The following is a 16414-nucleotide window of genomic DNA, read 5'->3' as shown; positions in this document are numbered from 1 at the left end:
ACTTTTTTGCGGCAGACTTAATCAAATCATGAAGTTTGCCTAATTTATTAGCATTAAACAAAACATCGAAGCCATTAAGCACGTTGGTGACTTGATTTGAAAAGGCTGCGTTATCCTCCGACATTGTTTTCGTCGCTGAGGTCATCGGTCGACTTAGCCGCGAAGGCACTCGAAGCATCAACACCGACAAAAGAAGGATCGCCGGGATAAATAGCAGGTGATACGCAGCCAGCGTAATGGTTGAAAAAACAACAGTTGTGCCATCGGAAAGCAGCGTGAAGAACTTCTTAATCGCATTACTTTCAATGTTGCCCACATCATTGACATATTCGGAAAGATACTCACCGGTCGTTTTATTGTGGTACTGCGCGTATGAGCTGCCGACAATTTTTCTCGAGATGGTGTCCCGGATATCCACCATAATCCGCTGAGTCAGTTTCTCTTGAAAAACCACCTGAAAATAATTGCTGAGCAGAAAGGCTCCCCAAACCGAGAAATTAATCGCTGACCAGACCAACAAAGCGTGCATATCTCTAGAAAAGATCGCGTTCGTTGTGAAAGTTAAAAGAACCGACGTCCCAGTGTATAGAAGAACGTTTACCACAATCCAAACAACGTTGATAACTGTGCGTCCACGCTCGTGTTTTAAATAAGTTTTCATGTTAGCTCCTCTTTTCATATGCTTTAACGTATCTGCATCTTCTATCGTTTATTGATACTTCACACGATAGTCGCTAAAATGACTGATAACCGATACGTTTAAAATATGAAACAGGGAGCGGTTCATCATCGAAAACTTTGGGGCAACATTTAAATATTTAAGAGAATCGTGCGGCATCACCCTTAGCTCTTTAGCTGATGATGTTGTGTCTAAAGGGATGATCTCCAAATTTGAAAACGGGACATCTGATCTCTCAACGAAACGATTTTTTCATTTGCTTAAAAAGCTTTATGTCACCCCATTCGAATTTACGGTTGTCATGAATCACTTTGAGCCTTTATACGACAACAAATTCGCGACAGACTTAACGCAATCGGCGCTAAACAATGACTTCGCTGGCCTTAAGCGTTTGACGGATCGCGAGTATGTGCGTTGGCAAAACTCGCATTCAATTTTTGACCAATTAAACTGGATCATGGCCGAATGCGTTCGCGCAGAGGCAGAAAAGAAACCCTTGTCTGATAAAGTCCATTTAAATGTGCTCACCAGCTACTTATTTCAGTGTGAAGATTGGGGCAATTTTGAATTGGTTCTCTACGGCAACACCATGACTCAGCTGCCGATCGAAACCATCACCGTCTTTTCGCAAACCCTGTTAGATAAATGTTCAATCTACATCGGTCTCACCAGCGTTTACGAGACTTGCATCAATGTGCTACTAAATACCATCGCGTTACTCATTCGCCATGCGAAAACCCAGCATGCGTTAAAAACGTTGGCAATTCTCGAACAAAGGAAACTACCAGAATCCTTTCTATTAGAACGAGTATTGCTAAACTACTACAAGGGAATATTACTGACTCAAACAGGCCGACGAGCAGAAGGTGATCAATTGATTGATAGTTCTCTACAGGCTTTAAAAGCGGGCGACTGTGTGGAATTTGTTAACTCGCTAAAAAAAGATCTGGCGGAGCTTGGTCTGTATCATATTTGAAACGAAAAGCCATTTCTGTCTAAACATCTTGAGATCTTAACATTCCTTGAAACACACAAACGGCACCACCTCATGAATGGACATGAAGCGGCGCCGCCTTTTTCTGTGTGTATAAATGCTTTTAAATACGTCGCGATTACAAAGGACCACTGATGCCTGGAAAGCTAATGAAGAACTTTTTAGCAATCTCCTGCGCCGCTTCCTCCATATCAAAAAGCGCATCGCGTTGCTCATCTGTAATCTGATAATGATGGTCCAGCATTTGGTCCCTAATAAAAATGCTGACCGGATGCACTTCGGGTTCAATGTTGGCTCCTTGTATCCTTTTCTTAGCCAACCGATCGACAACTTGCTTGATTTTGACAACAACTTCTTGGGATATCTCGTCCGTTTGCGGCTCGAAAAGGTGTTGAAGCTTCAGCATCTTTGCGATGAGCGCTTGTTTTTCGTCAACTGCCATAAAGTACCACCCTCTCACCTAGACCTTATAGACACTGATTTGAACTCAGAGCCAGGGTTTGATAACGGTTACATCGCTGCTCTGATGGCTTTATCTTAATAGCGGATCATGCATTTTGCAAACAATTACTTTAAATTCTTAGCAATTGTAGCTCATGTTCTTGTTAAAGCTCATGAAGAAACGCTTTCAGCAGTGTGAGTCGAAGATGTTAGTTAATTTAACCGGAAAACCTAAATGAGGTCATTCAATGTTTGCGTGATGTTTTTCCATAAAGACTTCGTCTCTAGCTAGACGTTCTTGTAGGCACAATACACATGCCTCTAAAAGTAGAAAACTACTTTGCTCGAACATGGCTCCCATCGGTTGTTTCGAAACTTTATGAATTGAATGTTTTGTATCCGCCCGAAGAACGACGACAGTCTTAATCACTGCAGTTAAACGAGATACATCTTCGGCAGTGATGAGCGCAACTTCGGCCTTTTCATTAAGAGCGATCTCGGCTGCGTCAACTAGCGCTAGAGAACTGCCAGAGCCAGAAAGAATCAACAATAGATCAGTTTTCTTGACTGGTGGACAAGTAATTTCATCTATCGCGTGCACAGACAGACCCAGTTGCAATAACCGGTTCGCAAACATTTTGGCTACTAAGCCGGATCGTCCGTGACCAACTACGAAGATGTTTGCAGCGCGCCCCAGTTTTATCAGAAGTTCATCGAACTTTGCCTCATCAACTACAGGCTGATTCATCTCAGACAGAACAATTTTCTTTGCTTCGTTAATCTTTATCATGGGCTTTGATTCTTCCTTTTAACGTCTCAATGTTAGCCTTAGGATTGCTCGCCTTAACTAGATATCCACCAGAAACAAACTGATCTGCTCCAGCGCTTATCACCGCCTCTATTGTCTCGGGAGTGATACCACCATCTACCTCAATTAAAAAATGACTATCATGATCAGTACGGTATTTAGTCAGCCATCGCACCTTTTGCTGCATTTCTGACAAGAAACCATTAAAATGTCGGCCGGGACTAATCGTCATCACAAGGACTCGATCCAAGATTGGTAATAATTCGATTAGTTGTTCTGGAGAATCTCCAGGATTAAGCGCAATTCCTGCTTCAACTCCTTTATTTTGAATTAGTTTCACAAGATTAAAGCTGTCCGCAATGCTGTTTATGTGAAAAGTAACAGCATCTGCGCCTGCTGCGATGACTAATTTACTGACCGGTTCAGGATTAGACACCATCAAATGGATATCCAAATTAAACAGAGTGCGTGTATGAAGCCACTTGATCAAGCGATCATTTAGACCCAAGCTGGGAACATAGTGCGAGTCCATTACGTCAACATGTAATGTTTTAATACCAGCTTGTTTAAAAGTATCCAACATGCCCATCAAGTTATCCGGGGTAATATCAAGAATGGATGGCAAGATTTGTTTATCCATGAGTATCCTCCCTCAGCTTTTCTCCTACTGCTCCTGATGGATGATTGACAAGGAACTGTTTCTCAGTGAAATGTTCCTCTTGCATCAGCTCTACCGCTACAACATCAAACAGTGCAATCACGGCCATAGAGCTAATCGTAGCAAGCATATCGAATTCATCTAATTCACGACTTACTTTAATTGATACGACTAAATCAGCATCTTGTCCTAAAGTAGATCGCTGGTCTTCTGTCACTGAAATAATCTCAACCTGTTTCTCTCTGAGGTTAGGCAAAAATGATATCAGTTCCTTGGTGTTACCTCCCTTAGATATGAAGATGACCATGTCGCTAGAGGTCACAGCGCCTAGTGCGCCGTGGACGGCGTCTGATGGATTTAGAAAGAATGCAGGGATATTTACAACTCTAAGCGTATGCACCGCCTTTTGAGCAACCATGGCAGATGTTCCGCAACCTGTCAGAAAAATATTGCCTCGTTGTTCAGCAATTAACCTAATCAAAGCATCAACTTGCACGGTATCAATCGAAGATGCTAATTTCTGTATTTCCTGACCTTCAACCCGGAATAACGAACGAACTTGATTCTCATCTCTCACCATTATTCTTTGTCTCCCACCACAACAACGTTAACTGTACGATTACGTTCTCTCGTCTGGTCAAAGTCTACAAAATAGATAGAGCCAACCGATCCGTTCATTAAATGTCCATTTCGAACGCCTAGAGTAACACTGGACCCAAGCAGATCTGCCCGAATATGAGCGTCCGTGTTCAACATACTCCACTTCTCCGCTGGATAATCTGGATCATTTTTCTCCATACCGTAGGAAATGTGTTTTGGTCCAGGACTCAAGTAAGGAAAATTCTCGGTTCTTTGTCTTGGTACAATTCGCTCTAAGAGATTATCAATATCAACTGTCAGATAATCATCACCGTAGTAATTCGTATCGTGCATGTACTCATCAAAATAAATGGAACATGTCGTGTGAGCTGTCTGTACTAAACAAATACCATTCTTAATTCCACCATTTTCAACCATGTCAATAACTTGGTCCGTAATCCGGTGATATGAGGGACGTCCTTGAACATTTTTTAATTTAATATCCCGAAAAACAGTACTCAAGATTGTGCCTCCTATTCTTCAATTTCTTTTTTGACTTCGTTATAAACTTTATCTGCACCGATACCAGTTAACAGAGCTACGCCGTTAATTACTTTCGGCTTGATGTTGTTTGGCACAACGGTCGTACTAACGACAATGTCATATCGATTATTTTCGATATTATCAATCTCATCACCAACTGCAGATTGTTTGATGGTTACTTGATTCTCTAATCCCTGTGTTTTCAACCAATCTTCCATTTTAGCTCGTACAACCGTCGAAGTAGCATGTCCTGCTCCGCACATAATTAACATTTTCTTCATGATTAGTTAACTTCCTTTTCTGTAGAGTTATATTTCTTCACAACATTAAGGTAATACAAAAGTCCCAACATAATGACCGTGATTGCACCGATTCCAAAGATGCTAAAGTGCTGCGACATCCAAACCATTAAAGCATTCGGCCACAAACCAGCCGAGACGAACGATACTGTACCTTTATTGCCGATATTATAATTGGCCAACTTGAATGCCTTCGTGACCAGTGGTGCCAACCAAGTTGACAAATACAACATCGGAATCGTATAAATAGCACCACCGATTAATGACCGGATAATATTACCTTTAAACGCAGCAACGAGAATGGTAAAGACAAAGACAAATAATGGTAAATCGCCAAAAGGTAAAACCTTATTTCCAGGTAATATAACCGCTAGGAATAATGCAACGGGAATCATTAAGAAACTGGTGGCTGCTACTGAGGGATGACCGACCGTCAAAGCCGCATCCATTCCGATGTTGACAATCTTCCCATGTAAATGCTTTTCTGTGAAAGCTTGTGTTGCTTCAGCGATTGGCGTTAAGCTCTCCATGAACATAGAAATCATTTTTGGCAGCAACTTCAGGACCGCAGCCATTTCCATTGCTAACTGAGAAGTCTTTGTGACGTCGTAACCAGCTAGGATGCCAATTCCGATCCCAATGATAAGACCGATCACAATTGGTTCCCCCAGAATACCAAAACGTTTTTGAATCGTTTCTGGACTCGCATCAATTTTTTTAAACCCAGGGATCCGATCGAATAACCAGTTGAGCGGCCAGGCTAACAATACTGGTGACAAGGCCATTAAGTGAGTGATTGAGATTCCTGGTAGCCCAAAGAATTTACTTGTCATCGGCTGAGTCAAATCAGCTAAGAATAGTTGCATCAAGAAAGCCGGAATCATTGCTAGAATGCCGTAAAGATAGTTACCTGTGACCCCCCAAACTAGTAAACCAATAAAGGTTGGTTGCCACAGGTTCCATACATCAATATTGAGTGTCTTTGTCATACCCATCCAAATTAGCAGTAAATTCAAGCCAAAAGCTATTGGGATAACTAATACACCTAAGGTCGACGAAAAAGCTAACGGGCCTCCGGGTCCAGAGCCCAAATCGATAATACTTAAACTAAGACCATAGCGAGAAACCATCAGCTTGATAGCAGGCCCTAGTGAAGTCTGTAACAAATTGACAACCAAATTCAAGCCGATAAAGCCTATTCCGATAGTAATGCCGGAAATAAAAGCTTTTGAAGGCTTCAGCCGTACGCATAATCCTAAAACAAATATAATGACAGGAATAAAGACGGTTGATCCCAGATTAATAAACCAATGTATAGCTTCTGCAATCATTTTTTGCTTCCCCCTTTAGAAAAATTCAAATAATATTATTCGAATTCAAAATAGTAATAACTTGTTTTTTTGTATCACTTTGATTCAGTTTGTAAAGCACATTTTGATTTTGAAACATGTTCATCAGGTTACTTAACAAATCTGTTTGTTCATGAGGCGTACTCATCGCAATCATGAAAACCATTGAAACTTTAATAGTCTGGTTTAAATCTACCATGCTTCGAAAAGTAACTGGTTTAGTCAATGAAGCAAATGCAATTTGAGACTTATTAACGTAAATCGAATCAGTGTGGGGAATCGCCACTCCTATAGAACCCGTTGCCAATCCAGTTGGATATTCTTTCTCGCGAGCTAAAACGTGCGGTAAAAATTGGTCTGTTACCATATTTTTTGCCCTTAACTGTTGTGCTAATTTTGTCATGATTGCCGTTGCATCAGACGCATCAGAATGCAGTGTCATAACTTCTTCGTCAAAAAACATCTAACTTTCTCCTTCACTTCACTGATTAATTAAATCCAAGAATTGATCGGTATTGTTCAATCCAACAATCATTTGAACCATCTGTCTATTCTGAACGAGTCTGTATATATCCATTACTAAATCCCTGTAAATATTCACCTGTGCCTCTGGTACACATGCTAAAACAACAATCGAAACAGGAATCGAATTCCAGTGCACAGGCTTTTTCAATATCAAGAACGCAATCCCCAGCGACTTTACTGTATTTGGGACTGCATGAGGTAATGCTGCCCCGCTGTCTAACTCCGTTGTTCCAAGACGCTCTCGTCGAAAAATTGAAGCCCGGAATTCGGTGTTAACCTTACCGGCTGCCTCTAATCGATCAATCAAAAAATTTAGTGCATCTTGTTTATTTGGCATTCTTTCTTTCCAGAAGACTAAAGCGGGGTCAATGCTTCTTCGTAAAATTGGAAAATGAACTGTACCCTGACTGCTCTGGGGTTTAACAAGGGCATCCGCATACGCCTTCATCAATTTTGTTTGGTCATTTGCATCAAAAAGTGGTGAAATCCCTACAAACGGAACTGATGTGATCAAACTCTTTAGGTTCACGCCAACGATCAGCCCAATTCGAGTCAAATCAATCTGGGAAAAAGATCCCAAGCTCGCAGTCGTGTACTTTGTGTTTTGAGGCAGTAACATTCGGATTTGCGATTTTACATAATCTCTCAGCTCTCCGTGTTGATTAAAAACAATCAAAACATTTCGACTTGTTATAACTTGATTAATCGCAATGTGGAAATAGATCGTCACAAAAGAAACTTCGTCATCATTGAGCTCGATACGATAGCGATCCTCCAAGAATGACATAGCGTACCATGTCATTCCAAAAAGTTCTGGGTACTGCGATTTAATATCTCCTAATAAGGGGTTTCGCACGATCAACCCTTTCTGAAGGCGTAAAACCATTGCTGGCAAATGAAACATAAGCTGATGCCTTAATAATTTACGTCCTGGGATCTTAACCTCCTGTAACGATTCCATCCGAGTAATCATTTCTTGAACCGTTGCTTCCCACTGAACACTTATACCGTTTGCAATTGGGCCGATTCGATAGGCCGAAAGATTACGCGCCAACCAATCTAAGTCGCCTTGTGTAAAAGTGATCTGTAATTGTTTTGAAATGACTTTGAACAAATTGGCTGCGACTTCTGCTGAATCTCCAGAAAGGGAGGTTTCATAATCATTTTGACTACTCCTAAGCTGAATATGATGACCCAAGGCCGCTCTTGCTGTTTGAACTAGTGTAAGGATTTGTAAGGCGAATCGGTAATACGCTGGGACATTCTCAAACCATTCCGTTTGATTTTTAACGAAATAATCACTCAGCGTTCGGATCACCTTAGGATCGAAGAACTGTTTCAAATAGTTGTCAGAACTCAGCAGCTTGACATCTGTATTATCAACTACAAATGTTGTAACTGCCGTTTGACGTTGTTCCTCATTACCCTTAAATTCAAGAGAAATACCGTCGGATTCAATTCCGGGACTATTAATGGCAATTATGTCATTAATCCATGCAATGTCATTCAAGATAGAAGTTTTGCTCACTAACCAATGCTCAGACAACTGCTTTAAAGTCTGTTGCCGACCTTGAAGCAGAATAGCTTTAACCATTACTGCTCTTCGTCAGCTGGCGATGTTCCAATTTCATCAGACTGTCTCTCTTGTAAATTTGCTATGATGTTCATAGCTTTAACTTTATCTTTGTCTTTACCACTGACTTTGATTCCGGCACGGGGCTTCTTCTGAATCTGAATGTTAGAATCAGAAACAGCTTCAGTGATGTCATCGATATCTTTGTAAATGGTCTTGCTAGAAACCTGATACTGTTGAGCGAGAACTTTCGCGGGTACATAGTCTTTTGCACCGCAAAGGTAATTAAACAAGTCGACTTGTCGTTTATTCATGTCTTCCCCCCTCGACGTTTAAGTTAGCACGGGTAGCAAATGAATGCGATTACATTATGCTTCGTATTATTGTGGAAGGTTCTTTGAAGCCAGTTGTAATAGACGTTTTAGTGATCACTAGAATTTTAAAAAAGAGGTTCCCCTCGTATTTCCTTAGCGTTACGCTTAAGAAAACGAAGGAGGCTTCTCACAAATGCCCACACGCCAGATCATCGAACAATCGCGCTTCAAAAAGCATCTCAAGCACCTACTCCAAGCCGGGCGATTTACGCAAACAGACTATCAACAAGTATTGGACTACTTGCGTGCAGGCCAACCTTTGCCGGAAAAGTATGACGATCATGTTATTAAGAAACGGAAAACCGATCGTGCGTTGTTTATTAAGGGTAACTGGCTGTTAATCTATCGGCTCGAGGCTGATGTTGTCCGCCTGCTGGATGTTGGCCGGCATGGCGAGATTTGACCATGCAGTAATTATTTTTAAGCTTTATGTTGCCTTCAAGCATGCATCGTTTATAGAAAAATAAGCCAACCCAGAAATTTGAAATATACCATGTTCCGCTAAAGGGCTTGTCCATTGTAGGGCTTTCGTGACGCGGGTTTTTGCTTGTCGCGATGCCACGAGCTATTTAGGCATTAATTCTCGTTACAACTTTATTCGGTGTTTAAAATTATTATAAAAATCGCTAATAAATAATATGATTCTCAAAATTATCATTATAAAGTACTTTAGTTATCTATATATTGACCATTTTTGATAGTGTAAGTTGTTAAAATTTTTCCCATATGAAATAATGTACTTGTTAAGTTGATTAAATGTTGATCTAGCATATGAGGAGGAGTTTTTGTGATGAAGAGGTTTCGTACACGCTAGTTGTGCTCGCTATGTTTGTGGGTATTGGGGCACTTACTTCCACTAACTTAGTGGACGCTAATTCATGGCGAAAAGTGGAAAAATGGTTTAAAAGTGATTACAACATCTATACTAAACAAAGTAACAGCTTTGATTTTAAGTACAAAACAATCCCAGCCAGTGCCTATTACTTAAACACTAGCTGGTATAAGATTGGCAGCGGCTGGAATTATATTAGGTATCAAAACACCCGCCATTATCACGGTGGACACTAATATTTAGAAAGCATGGAGGCAGAGGCAGTGGATGCCTTTGCCCCCTTTTCAATTAAGCGGAGGTTTGTTATCTGATGATGACAGTTACCAACTTATCAATTAAAACGCGCTTTCCAATCATCGCTGATTTCAGCTATGAATTTAAAAGCGCACGGATTTACGCGCTGATTGCTGTGAATGGTTCTGGAAAGACAACTGTTTTTCGCGCATTGACAGGACTCATCCCAATTTCTTCGGGTAAGGTCAAAATCCTAGGCCAGCCACTAAGTGAAATGAAATTGGCTATCTTCTTCTATGAAACGTCCGATTGGTTAGACAGGCATTTAACCGGAATGGACTACCTAAGATTCGTAAAGTCTCAGTGGAAGTCCGCAGTTCCATTGGATGCCGTATTAGATACTTGGCAATTACATGATTTTATTAATCTAAAAATTTCAAAGTATTCTCTAGGTATGAAACAAAAGTTGCTTATTGCCATGTATATTGCAAGCGATGCAAAGGTTCTGATCTTTGACGAAATCAACAACGGGTTAGATGCTGGTTCAAGGGAATTGCTGTACTCCCAACTCTTTGCTTTAAAGAAAGCAAAGAAAACCATTATACTAGCTTCGCACTACATCGAAGACGTTAAAGACATCGCTGATCATGTACTAACCTTAAAGGACCAAAAACTTTATGAGGAATAAGATGAGCATCGGTTTATGGGACATCAAGAAAATTATCAAGAATCCAATGAGCATTGTTCTTGTCGGACTGCTCATTCTCTGTGTGGCCATAACATTTTATTTTAACCACCAAACATCAAAGGCCATTTCATTTGAACGCACAGTCTCACAAGAAATCAAGAATTATAAGAGAGGGATTGTTAATCTTCAAAAAGAAATACGTTCTGATTCTTTAAGCGCCGAACAAAAAGAAATGCGCCGTCAAGATATTCAGCTTTCTAAAAAGTTACTAAAACGTGATTTGGCCATTCAAGAGTACCTGAACTCAAAAAAGTGGTCGCAGGCGTATGCTCTTCGACTCAAAACCATTGAGATGGATAAAAAACTAAACCAAAACGAAACCAATGACCCAAATCGAAAGCCACTGGAAAATGCGATAGAACGAGAACGCCTGCGTTTTCTGGCGTTGAAGAAAGGAAATGTTCAAAAATATAATGAAGATTTTTCTGCTAATGGCACAGGCTTTTTGTTGTGGGTATGGCAAAATATGATTCCTGTTCTACTAACACTAATATCTGTATATATCGCGGTCAATTTATTTGGTGAGTCTTACCGATCACGAATGAACATCAGTTTATTGGTTCCTCAACATGAACTCACTCTCAACCTGTGGCATATAGGTATCGTATGGGGTTGTACGCTTTTGCTTTTCTTTATGGCTGCTATCCTAGCGCTCACTGTAGGAACCATGGTAAACGGATTTGGTAGTTTGAACTACCCTATTCTTTTTTATGAATTGCCGGCGATGACAATGACGTTCAATGACTGGTACCAAGTACTGCTGCCTGCTTTTTGTCTTCAAGCCGCGTCGAGTCTATTTATCATTGTCTTCGTTTTGTTTATATGTTCCCTCGTTAGAAACAAAATGGCCTCTCTATTTATCTCGCTTGTGTCTACGATCGGTTTGCTATTATTAACTTCCACCATTGATCCATTAAAAAAAATCGGAGAGCTATTGCCAACAACTTATTTACAATCCGTGTCAGTCACGACAGGCATTAGCGCTTACTCCTTAGATAATCCGAAGATTACAGTTACTTCAGGCCTCTTTGTCTGTCTGTCAGCTTTAGCTATCCTCACTATCTTAATGATCTTGATTGCCTATTTTCAACGAATACGAACTGCACGCAGCTCCAAACGTGTTATCCATGTTCCACGATAGAACTGTAGGAAGTTTCTGGCCAGACTGATTAATTTCCACATTGTTGCCGCCCGCTTTCCATGCTAAGCTGACTTCAAGAAGGGATGTGACTGCCATGTTTCGCTTGATCGCAGTCGATTTGGATGACACACTCCTCGACTCGCACAAGCAGTTGTCGTCTGCCACCATCCGTGGTTTGAAGGCGGCGCAGGCTAAGGGGATTAAAATCGTACCGTGCACCGGGCGACCGTTGCCAGGCGTTCGAACCACGTTGGATGCCTTGGGGCTGCACGGCGATGATCAGTATGTCATTGTTCAAGGCGGCGGGGTGGTACAGAGCACCAACGGCAAAATCATTGCCCAAAAGTTTCTGAATCATCAGGATTATCAGGATTTTTCGACTTTTGCGACGCATGTTTCGGCGGCCGGGATTGACAGCAACGTGATCACTCCTGCTGGCGATGTGTATACGGCTGATCGTAACATCAGCAAGTATACGGTTTTGCAGGCGTGGGAGAACCATGCAGGGATTAAGGTGCGTGAGCCTCAGGAAATGCCGGACGATTTTGTGATTGCTAAGGGCTTGTTGCTGGGTGAACCGGAAAATCTTGCCAAAATCCAACCGCAAGCTGAGGCCGAGTTTGGCAATCGATTTACCGTCATTCGCAGTATGCCGTTCATGTTGGAAATCATGCCCCGCGGCGTCAACAAGGGTTGGGGGCTGGCACAGCTGACCCAGTATCTGGGCTTGCATCCAGATAACGTGATCGCATTTGGCGACGAACATAATGATTTGGATATGTTTGATTTTGCCGGCACCAGCATTGCAGTCGCCAATGGTCAGGACGTCGTCAAAGACCAAGCTGATTACGTCACTGCCAGCAATGACGAAGATGGCGTGGTCCAGGCATTGAAGCACTTCAAAATCATTTAAATTCGACTTGGTTAACCAAATCGTCGCGGAAAAGCGCTGTAGACAAGACAGATAACTGCCCTTTGCAGCGCTTTTTTGGTGAGCGCGAACAGGAGCGCTTAGAAATCGGAGTGTAAGTGGCCTTGACCGTGATGGCCGGGCTTTGGCCATTGCGGTCAAGGTCCTTACACGTAGATTTCTGCGACTGTGAGCGCGTTATAGAACGAGAAAGTCCAGTCTCACATTCGCCAACAATAGAACAGTTCTCCCATTAAAACTCTTTGACCATTGCGCCCCAGTTCCTTGTAGCAAGACAGATAACTGCCCTTTGCAGTACTTTTTTGGTACACTCGGTTTAGGTAAAGCTAAAATAAAATTGTACGATAATTAATTGCAGTCAGCCATTGACGTTAGATTGTAACTATTCTAATATAGAGGAGGAATCGCGAGGCTGAATGCGGTTACTACATAACGAGGAGGAATTTATTGTGGACAAACCAAAGATTATTGTTGTTGGAGCATCGCATGGTGGTCATCAAAGCGTTTTGGAGTTACTGCATCGCTATCCGGATGCTGATATTACCATGTTTGAAGCGGGTGACTTTGTTTCCTTTATGTCATGTGGGATGGAACTTTTCCTGGAAGACCAGGTGACGGACGTCAATGACGTGCGGAACTTCCGCCCGGATGATTTGATCAAGCGCGGCGCCCATGTTCTTAACAATCATGAGGTCACGGCGATCAATGCTGATGTCAAAACGGTGACCGTTCGCGACACGAAGAATGGCACGGCACAGGATTATCCTTATGATAAATTGATTCTGAGTTCCGGCGTGCGGCCGAATTCATTGCCGGTGCCTGGTAACGACTTGAAAAATATTTTCCTGATGCGCGGTTACGACTGGGCAACCAAAATTAAAGCCAAACTGGAAGATCCGGCAGTTAAACATATTACCATCATCGGTGCCGGTTACATCGGTATTGAAGCGGCCGAAGCCAGCCGGAAAGCGGGCAAGGAAGTCACACTGCTGGATATCATTGATCGGCCGCTGGGCACTTATCTCGACCCTGACATGACCAACATTATCGCCAAGGAACTCACCGATAAAGGCGTGGAACTTAAACTTGGCGTCAAAATCGAAAGTTTCGCCGGTGACGGTGCCGTTAGTGCCGTGAAGACCGACGCGGGCGATGTTGCGACGGATCTGGTCATTCAAGCTGCTGGGGTTAAGCCGGCAACGGAATGGTTGAAAGGTACTGTCGACCTTGACGACCGTGGCTTCATCAACACGGATCCATATCTGCGCACCAACCTACCTGATGTTTACGCTATCGGCGACGCAACGCTGGTTTACGGGGTTGCCGCCCAGCAAAAGGTGCCGATCGCATTGGCAACCGTTGCCCGGCGTGAAGCACGCTATCTGGCGGCTAACATTTTTGCAGAACATCCGGCACGTCCTTTTGGCGGCGTCGTTGGTTCCAGCGCGCTGAGCGTTTTCGATTATCATTTTGCGGCTACCGGTCTGAACACGTTCACAGCCGGCCGCTCCGGCGTTAAGGTTGACACTTCGTTCTATACGGATACTTTGCGCCCGGCATATGTACCGGAAGGCAATGGTAATCCCCCGGTTTGCGTCAATCTTGTCTTTGACCCGCAAACTCATCGACTGCTCGGTGGCGCTGTTTTATCAACGTACGACGTCACTGCGCAAGGCAATGTCTTGGCGCTTGCCGTTCAACATGGCTTGAGCCTAGAGGATTTAGCCGAAGCCGACTTCTTCTTCCAGCCAGGTTTCGACCGGCAATGGAGCCTGCTGAACCTAGCTGCGCAACATGCATTAGGTGAACCACGCTTTTAATCGACTATTGTTTATTTGACAAAAGGCATTTGGGCTAATGCCTTTCATCAGCCATGCAAAAAGGACCAAGCACTTTTCAAATTGTGCTTGGTCCTTTTTCGTATGACTCAATGTAGCGCTGCAAACTTACGCAGCATACTTCGGCGCGCCTTCTTTTAACTGGCCATCGAGCAGTGTAAACTTTCGATCGGCAAACTGTTCCAGCCGGACGTCGTGGGTGACAACAACGATGGCCTTGTTGTGTTTGTGGGCGAGGTCGGCTAACAACTGGCCGACGATGGCGACCCGTGGGCTATCCAAAGCCGCGGTCGGTTCATCAGCGAGCACGATGGCTGGATCCGGATAAAGCGCCCGGGCAATGGCAACCCGTTGCGTTTGACCACCTGACAGCGATGCCGGATATTGGTTTACCAAGTTGGCGATCCCTAAGTCGTCTAATAATGCTTCCAGCGCCTCATGACTGAGATTGCCTTTTGGCTTGATCTTATCGACTAGCTTAAACTGTTCGCCGACCGTCAGATATGGGACTAAGTTGTAAGACTGAAGCACAAAGCCGATGTTGTCTAGACGCAAGGCATCGCGCGCTTTGCCGGACAACTGTTCAAGATTCTTCCCGGCAGTCGTCACGACCCCTTCAGTCGGCGTTTGAATACCGCCAGCAATAGTTAAAAATGTACTTTTACCTGATCCGGACGGACCTAGTACTAACGATAGGCTGCCAGAATCAGCGCTAAAATTGACATCCTTGAGCACTTCGACGTTGCTTGTCGGGGTCTTGAAATTTTTAATAATGTGTTTTAATTCGATTGCTGACATAACATCAACCTCCAATGGCGGTAACAGGATCGACTTTTAAGATGGTGCGGATGGGAATGATCGAACCCAGAAAACCGGTGAGCAGAATGCCGATGACGATGGCGACGTTAAGTTGAGGCGAGAAGATCATCGGGACGCCCATCGGCATGAACTGCGCCGTGACAGCCGTCAACGCGCCACCTAAGGCCAGACCTAATGTGACCAAAATCAACGCTTGCGCAATGGTCGTGATGACCAGTGTCCGGGATGGTACGCTCTGCGCCCGCAGTACTGCGTAGTTTGGCAGTTTTTGCATCGTCAAAATGTAGAGGAACACAGCGATGACAATCAGCGAAATCACAAACAGGAAGCCGATCATAAAGGTAAAGGTACTATTTTGGGCCGAATAACCGGGCAGTTTCTGGATAAAAGTATTCGCCGAGTAAGTCTTCAGGTCGCTGGTGTTGACTTTGAAGTTATTCGACTTGGAAACAATGCCGCTAGCCGTGAAGGTGTTTGGCAGATTGTGCAAGGTGCGCCAAGCATTCATGGTGCCGTAAACAACCGGCGCAACACTCATTTTGGCGTTTTCGGTAAAGCCGACAATCGTATAACGCTTGCCTTTCGTGCTCAACTTAACCTTGTCGCCAAGCGCATAGCCTTTATCTTTGAATTCCGTATCCACCACAATTTGATGGTCACTTTTAGCGCGATGGCCGCTGACTAGCTTCATATCCTTGCCGATGTACTGATCCCAGTCAAGCCCGATCATGGTCGAGCGAATTTCATCATGCTTGCTGCTGGTCGCGACTACGCCGATTGTTCCGACGTAAGCCTGCGACTTGCCTAGGTTAAGATCCTTGGTTTGTTGCGACGTCAACAACGATTGGCTCAAATTGATGTCCGAATCTTTTGCCAACACCACCCGCGACGTGTCCCACGAGTCAATCGCCTGCGTGTTTTGTTGCGATAACCCATTGGCCAGTGCACTCAGAATGAACACTAGGTAGGTGACCAACAGCATCATCGCGATGATCAAGCCGTAGCGTAATTTTTCATGCCAGATTTCTTTTAATGAGAGATACATTGAC

General features: G+C 43.3%; 19 protein-coding genes. 6 read left to right on the top strand and 13 right to left on the bottom strand.

All coding sequences use genetic code 11. The features are described from left to right. Positions 1 to 661: ABC transporter transmembrane domain-containing protein (locus tag GSO_RS13090; RefSeq protein ID WP_010492939.1), on the bottom strand; the 661-nt coding region annotated here is incomplete at its 3' end. Positions 662 to 788: 127 nt separating this feature from the next. Between GSO_RS13090 and GSO_RS13085 the strand changes: the two genes are divergently transcribed. After that, entirely contained in the window at positions 789 to 1655 is an 867-nt protein-coding gene (locus GSO_RS13085; RefSeq protein WP_029345614.1) for an Rgg/GadR/MutR family transcriptional regulator, read from the top strand. Between the two features lie 136 nt (positions 1656 to 1791). Here GSO_RS13085 and GSO_RS13080 read toward each other — a convergent pair whose 3' ends face one another. The 10 genes from GSO_RS13080 to GSO_RS18460 all read right to left on the bottom strand — a co-directional run bounded on the left by GSO_RS13080 (position 1792) and on the right by GSO_RS18460 (position 8762). Next, entirely contained in the window at positions 1792 to 2115 is a 324-nt protein-coding gene (locus tag GSO_RS13080; protein WP_010492935.1) for a hypothetical protein, read from the bottom strand. A 240-nt stretch (positions 2116 to 2355) separates the two neighbouring features. Continuing rightward, a complete protein-coding gene (locus GSO_RS13075; RefSeq protein ID WP_010492934.1) occupies positions 2356 to 2904 on the bottom strand; it encodes an SIS domain-containing protein in 549 nt (182 codons plus the stop codon). Beyond that, on the bottom strand, positions 2891 to 3562 hold the full coding sequence (locus GSO_RS13070; protein ID WP_010492931.1) for a ribulose-phosphate 3-epimerase: 672 nt from the start codon (positions 3560 to 3562) through the stop codon (positions 2891 to 2893). The genes GSO_RS13075 and GSO_RS13070 overlap by 14 nt, the downstream gene beginning before the upstream one ends. After that, a complete protein-coding gene (locus GSO_RS13065) occupies positions 3555 to 4160 on the bottom strand; it encodes a KpsF/GutQ family sugar-phosphate isomerase (RefSeq protein ID WP_010492930.1) in 606 nt (201 codons plus the stop codon). Before GSO_RS13065 ends, GSO_RS13070 begins: the two co-directional genes overlap by 8 nt. Beyond that, the gene (locus GSO_RS13060; protein WP_010492929.1) at positions 4160 to 4681 is read right to left on the bottom strand and encodes a YjbQ family protein; all 522 of its coding nucleotides are present in this window, start codon (positions 4679 to 4681) and stop codon (positions 4160 to 4162) included. The genes GSO_RS13065 and GSO_RS13060 overlap by 1 nt, the downstream gene beginning before the upstream one ends. A gap of 11 nt (positions 4682 to 4692) precedes the next feature. Beyond that, complete coding sequence (locus GSO_RS13055) at positions 4693 to 4983, bottom strand: PTS sugar transporter subunit IIB (protein WP_010492928.1); 291 nt, start codon at positions 4981 to 4983, stop codon at positions 4693 to 4695. A 2-nt stretch (positions 4984 to 4985) separates the two neighbouring features. Further along, the gene (locus GSO_RS13050) at positions 4986 to 6332 is read right to left on the bottom strand and encodes a PTS galactitol transporter subunit IIC (RefSeq protein WP_010492927.1); all 1347 of its coding nucleotides are present in this window, start codon (positions 6330 to 6332) and stop codon (positions 4986 to 4988) included. Positions 6333 to 6357: 25 nt separating this feature from the next. After that, the gene (locus GSO_RS13045) at positions 6358 to 6813 is read right to left on the bottom strand and encodes a PTS sugar transporter subunit IIA (protein ID WP_010492926.1); all 456 of its coding nucleotides are present in this window, start codon (positions 6811 to 6813) and stop codon (positions 6358 to 6360) included. A gap of 18 nt (positions 6814 to 6831) precedes the next feature. Beyond that, on the bottom strand, positions 6832 to 8469 hold the full coding sequence (locus GSO_RS16055; protein WP_010492925.1) for a BglG family transcription antiterminator: 1638 nt from the start codon (positions 8467 to 8469) through the stop codon (positions 6832 to 6834). Further along, positions 8469 to 8762 carry an HTH domain-containing protein gene (locus tag GSO_RS18460; protein WP_010492924.1) on the bottom strand — a complete coding sequence of 98 codons (294 nt, stop codon included), beginning with the start codon at positions 8760 to 8762 and terminating at the stop codon, positions 8469 to 8471. The genes GSO_RS16055 and GSO_RS18460 overlap by 1 nt, the downstream gene beginning before the upstream one ends. A 193-nt stretch (positions 8763 to 8955) precedes the next feature. On the opposite strand from GSO_RS18460, the gene GSO_RS13035 reads away from it, so the two are divergent. The 5 genes from GSO_RS13035 to GSO_RS13010 all read left to right on the top strand — a co-directional run bounded on the left by GSO_RS13035 (position 8956) and on the right by GSO_RS13010 (position 14528). Continuing rightward, positions 8956 to 9225, top strand: coding sequence for a type II toxin-antitoxin system RelE/ParE family toxin (locus tag GSO_RS13035; RefSeq protein ID WP_010492923.1), 270 nt, complete (start codon positions 8956 to 8958; stop codon positions 9223 to 9225). 739 nt (positions 9226 to 9964) lie between these two features. Beyond that, on the top strand, positions 9965 to 10576 hold the full coding sequence (locus GSO_RS13025) for an ATP-binding cassette domain-containing protein (RefSeq protein WP_010492922.1): 612 nt from the start codon (positions 9965 to 9967) through the stop codon (positions 10574 to 10576). 1 nt (position 10577) lies between these two features. Further along, positions 10578 to 11777, top strand: coding sequence for a hypothetical protein (locus GSO_RS13020; RefSeq protein WP_010492920.1), 1200 nt, complete (start codon positions 10578 to 10580; stop codon positions 11775 to 11777). Positions 11778 to 11871: 94 nt separating this feature from the next. Next, on the top strand, positions 11872 to 12690 hold the full coding sequence (locus GSO_RS13015) for a Cof-type HAD-IIB family hydrolase (RefSeq protein WP_010492919.1): 819 nt from the start codon (positions 11872 to 11874) through the stop codon (positions 12688 to 12690). A 467-nt stretch (positions 12691 to 13157) separates the two neighbouring features. Continuing rightward, positions 13158 to 14528 (top strand): FAD-dependent oxidoreductase, encoded by a 1371-nt coding sequence (locus GSO_RS13010; RefSeq protein ID WP_010492916.1) that lies wholly within the window; start codon positions 13158 to 13160, stop codon positions 14526 to 14528. A gap of 126 nt (positions 14529 to 14654) precedes the next feature. On the opposite strand, the gene GSO_RS13005 is transcribed toward GSO_RS13010, so the two are convergent. After that, positions 14655 to 15344, bottom strand: a complete 690-nt coding sequence (locus GSO_RS13005) for an ABC transporter ATP-binding protein (RefSeq protein WP_010492914.1) — start codon at positions 15342 to 15344, stop codon at positions 14655 to 14657. Positions 15345 to 15348: 4 nt separating this feature from the next. After that, the gene (locus GSO_RS13000; protein ID WP_010492913.1) at positions 15349 to 16410 is read right to left on the bottom strand and encodes an ABC transporter permease; all 1062 of its coding nucleotides are present in this window, start codon (positions 16408 to 16410) and stop codon (positions 15349 to 15351) included. Between the last annotated feature and the right edge of the window lie 4 nt (positions 16411 to 16414).

It is taken from the genome of Lacticaseibacillus zeae DSM 20178 = KCTC 3804, from assembly GCF_000260435.1.
Classification (GTDB): Bacteria; Bacillota; Bacilli; order Lactobacillales; family Lactobacillaceae; genus Lacticaseibacillus; species Lacticaseibacillus zeae.
This window is presented reverse-complemented; position numbering and strand designations above follow the sequence as displayed.

Bases quoted from the DNA above. Each gene is read 5' to 3' on its own strand.
- GSO_RS13080 (WP_010492935.1), bottom strand. From the start codon at position 2,115: ATGGCAGTTGACGAAAAACAAGCGCTCATCGCAAAGATGCTGAAGCTT.
- GSO_RS13075 (WP_010492934.1), bottom strand. From the start codon at position 2,904: ATGATAAAGATTAACGAAGCAAAGAAAATTGTTCTGTCTGAGATGAAT.
- GSO_RS13070 (WP_010492931.1), bottom strand. From the start codon at position 3,562: ATGGATAAACAAATCTTGCCATCCATTCTTGATATTACCCCGGATAAC.
- GSO_RS13065 (WP_010492930.1), bottom strand. From the start codon at position 4,160: ATGGTGAGAGATGAGAATCAAGTTCGTTCGTTATTCCGGGTTGAAGGT.
- GSO_RS13055 (WP_010492928.1), bottom strand. From the start codon at position 4,983: ATGAAGAAAATGTTAATTATGTGCGGAGCAGGACATGCTACTTCGACG.
- GSO_RS13050 (WP_010492927.1), bottom strand. From the start codon at position 6,332: ATGATTGCAGAAGCTATACATTGGTTTATTAATCTGGGATCAACCGTC.
- GSO_RS13045 (WP_010492926.1), bottom strand. From the start codon at position 6,813: ATGTTTTTTGACGAAGAAGTTATGACACTGCATTCTGATGCGTCTGAT.
- GSO_RS16055 (WP_010492925.1), bottom strand. From the start codon at position 8,469: ATGGTTAAAGCTATTCTGCTTCAAGGTCGGCAACAGACTTTAAAGCAG.
- GSO_RS18460 (WP_010492924.1), bottom strand. From the start codon at position 8,762: ATGAATAAACGACAAGTCGACTTGTTTAATTACCTTTGCGGTGCAAAA.
- GSO_RS13035 (WP_010492923.1), top strand. From the start codon at position 8,956: ATGCCCACACGCCAGATCATCGAACAATCGCGCTTCAAAAAGCATCTC.
- GSO_RS13025 (WP_010492922.1), top strand. From the start codon at position 9,965: ATGATGACAGTTACCAACTTATCAATTAAAACGCGCTTTCCAATCATC.
- GSO_RS13020 (WP_010492920.1), top strand. From the start codon at position 10,578: ATGAGCATCGGTTTATGGGACATCAAGAAAATTATCAAGAATCCAATG.
- GSO_RS13015 (WP_010492919.1), top strand. From the start codon at position 11,872: ATGTTTCGCTTGATCGCAGTCGATTTGGATGACACACTCCTCGACTCG.
- GSO_RS13005 (WP_010492914.1), bottom strand. From the start codon at position 15,344: ATGTCAGCAATCGAATTAAAACACATTATTAAAAATTTCAAGACCCCG.
- GSO_RS13000 (WP_010492913.1), bottom strand. From the start codon at position 16,410: ATGTATCTCTCATTAAAAGAAATCTGGCATGAAAAATTACGCTACGGC.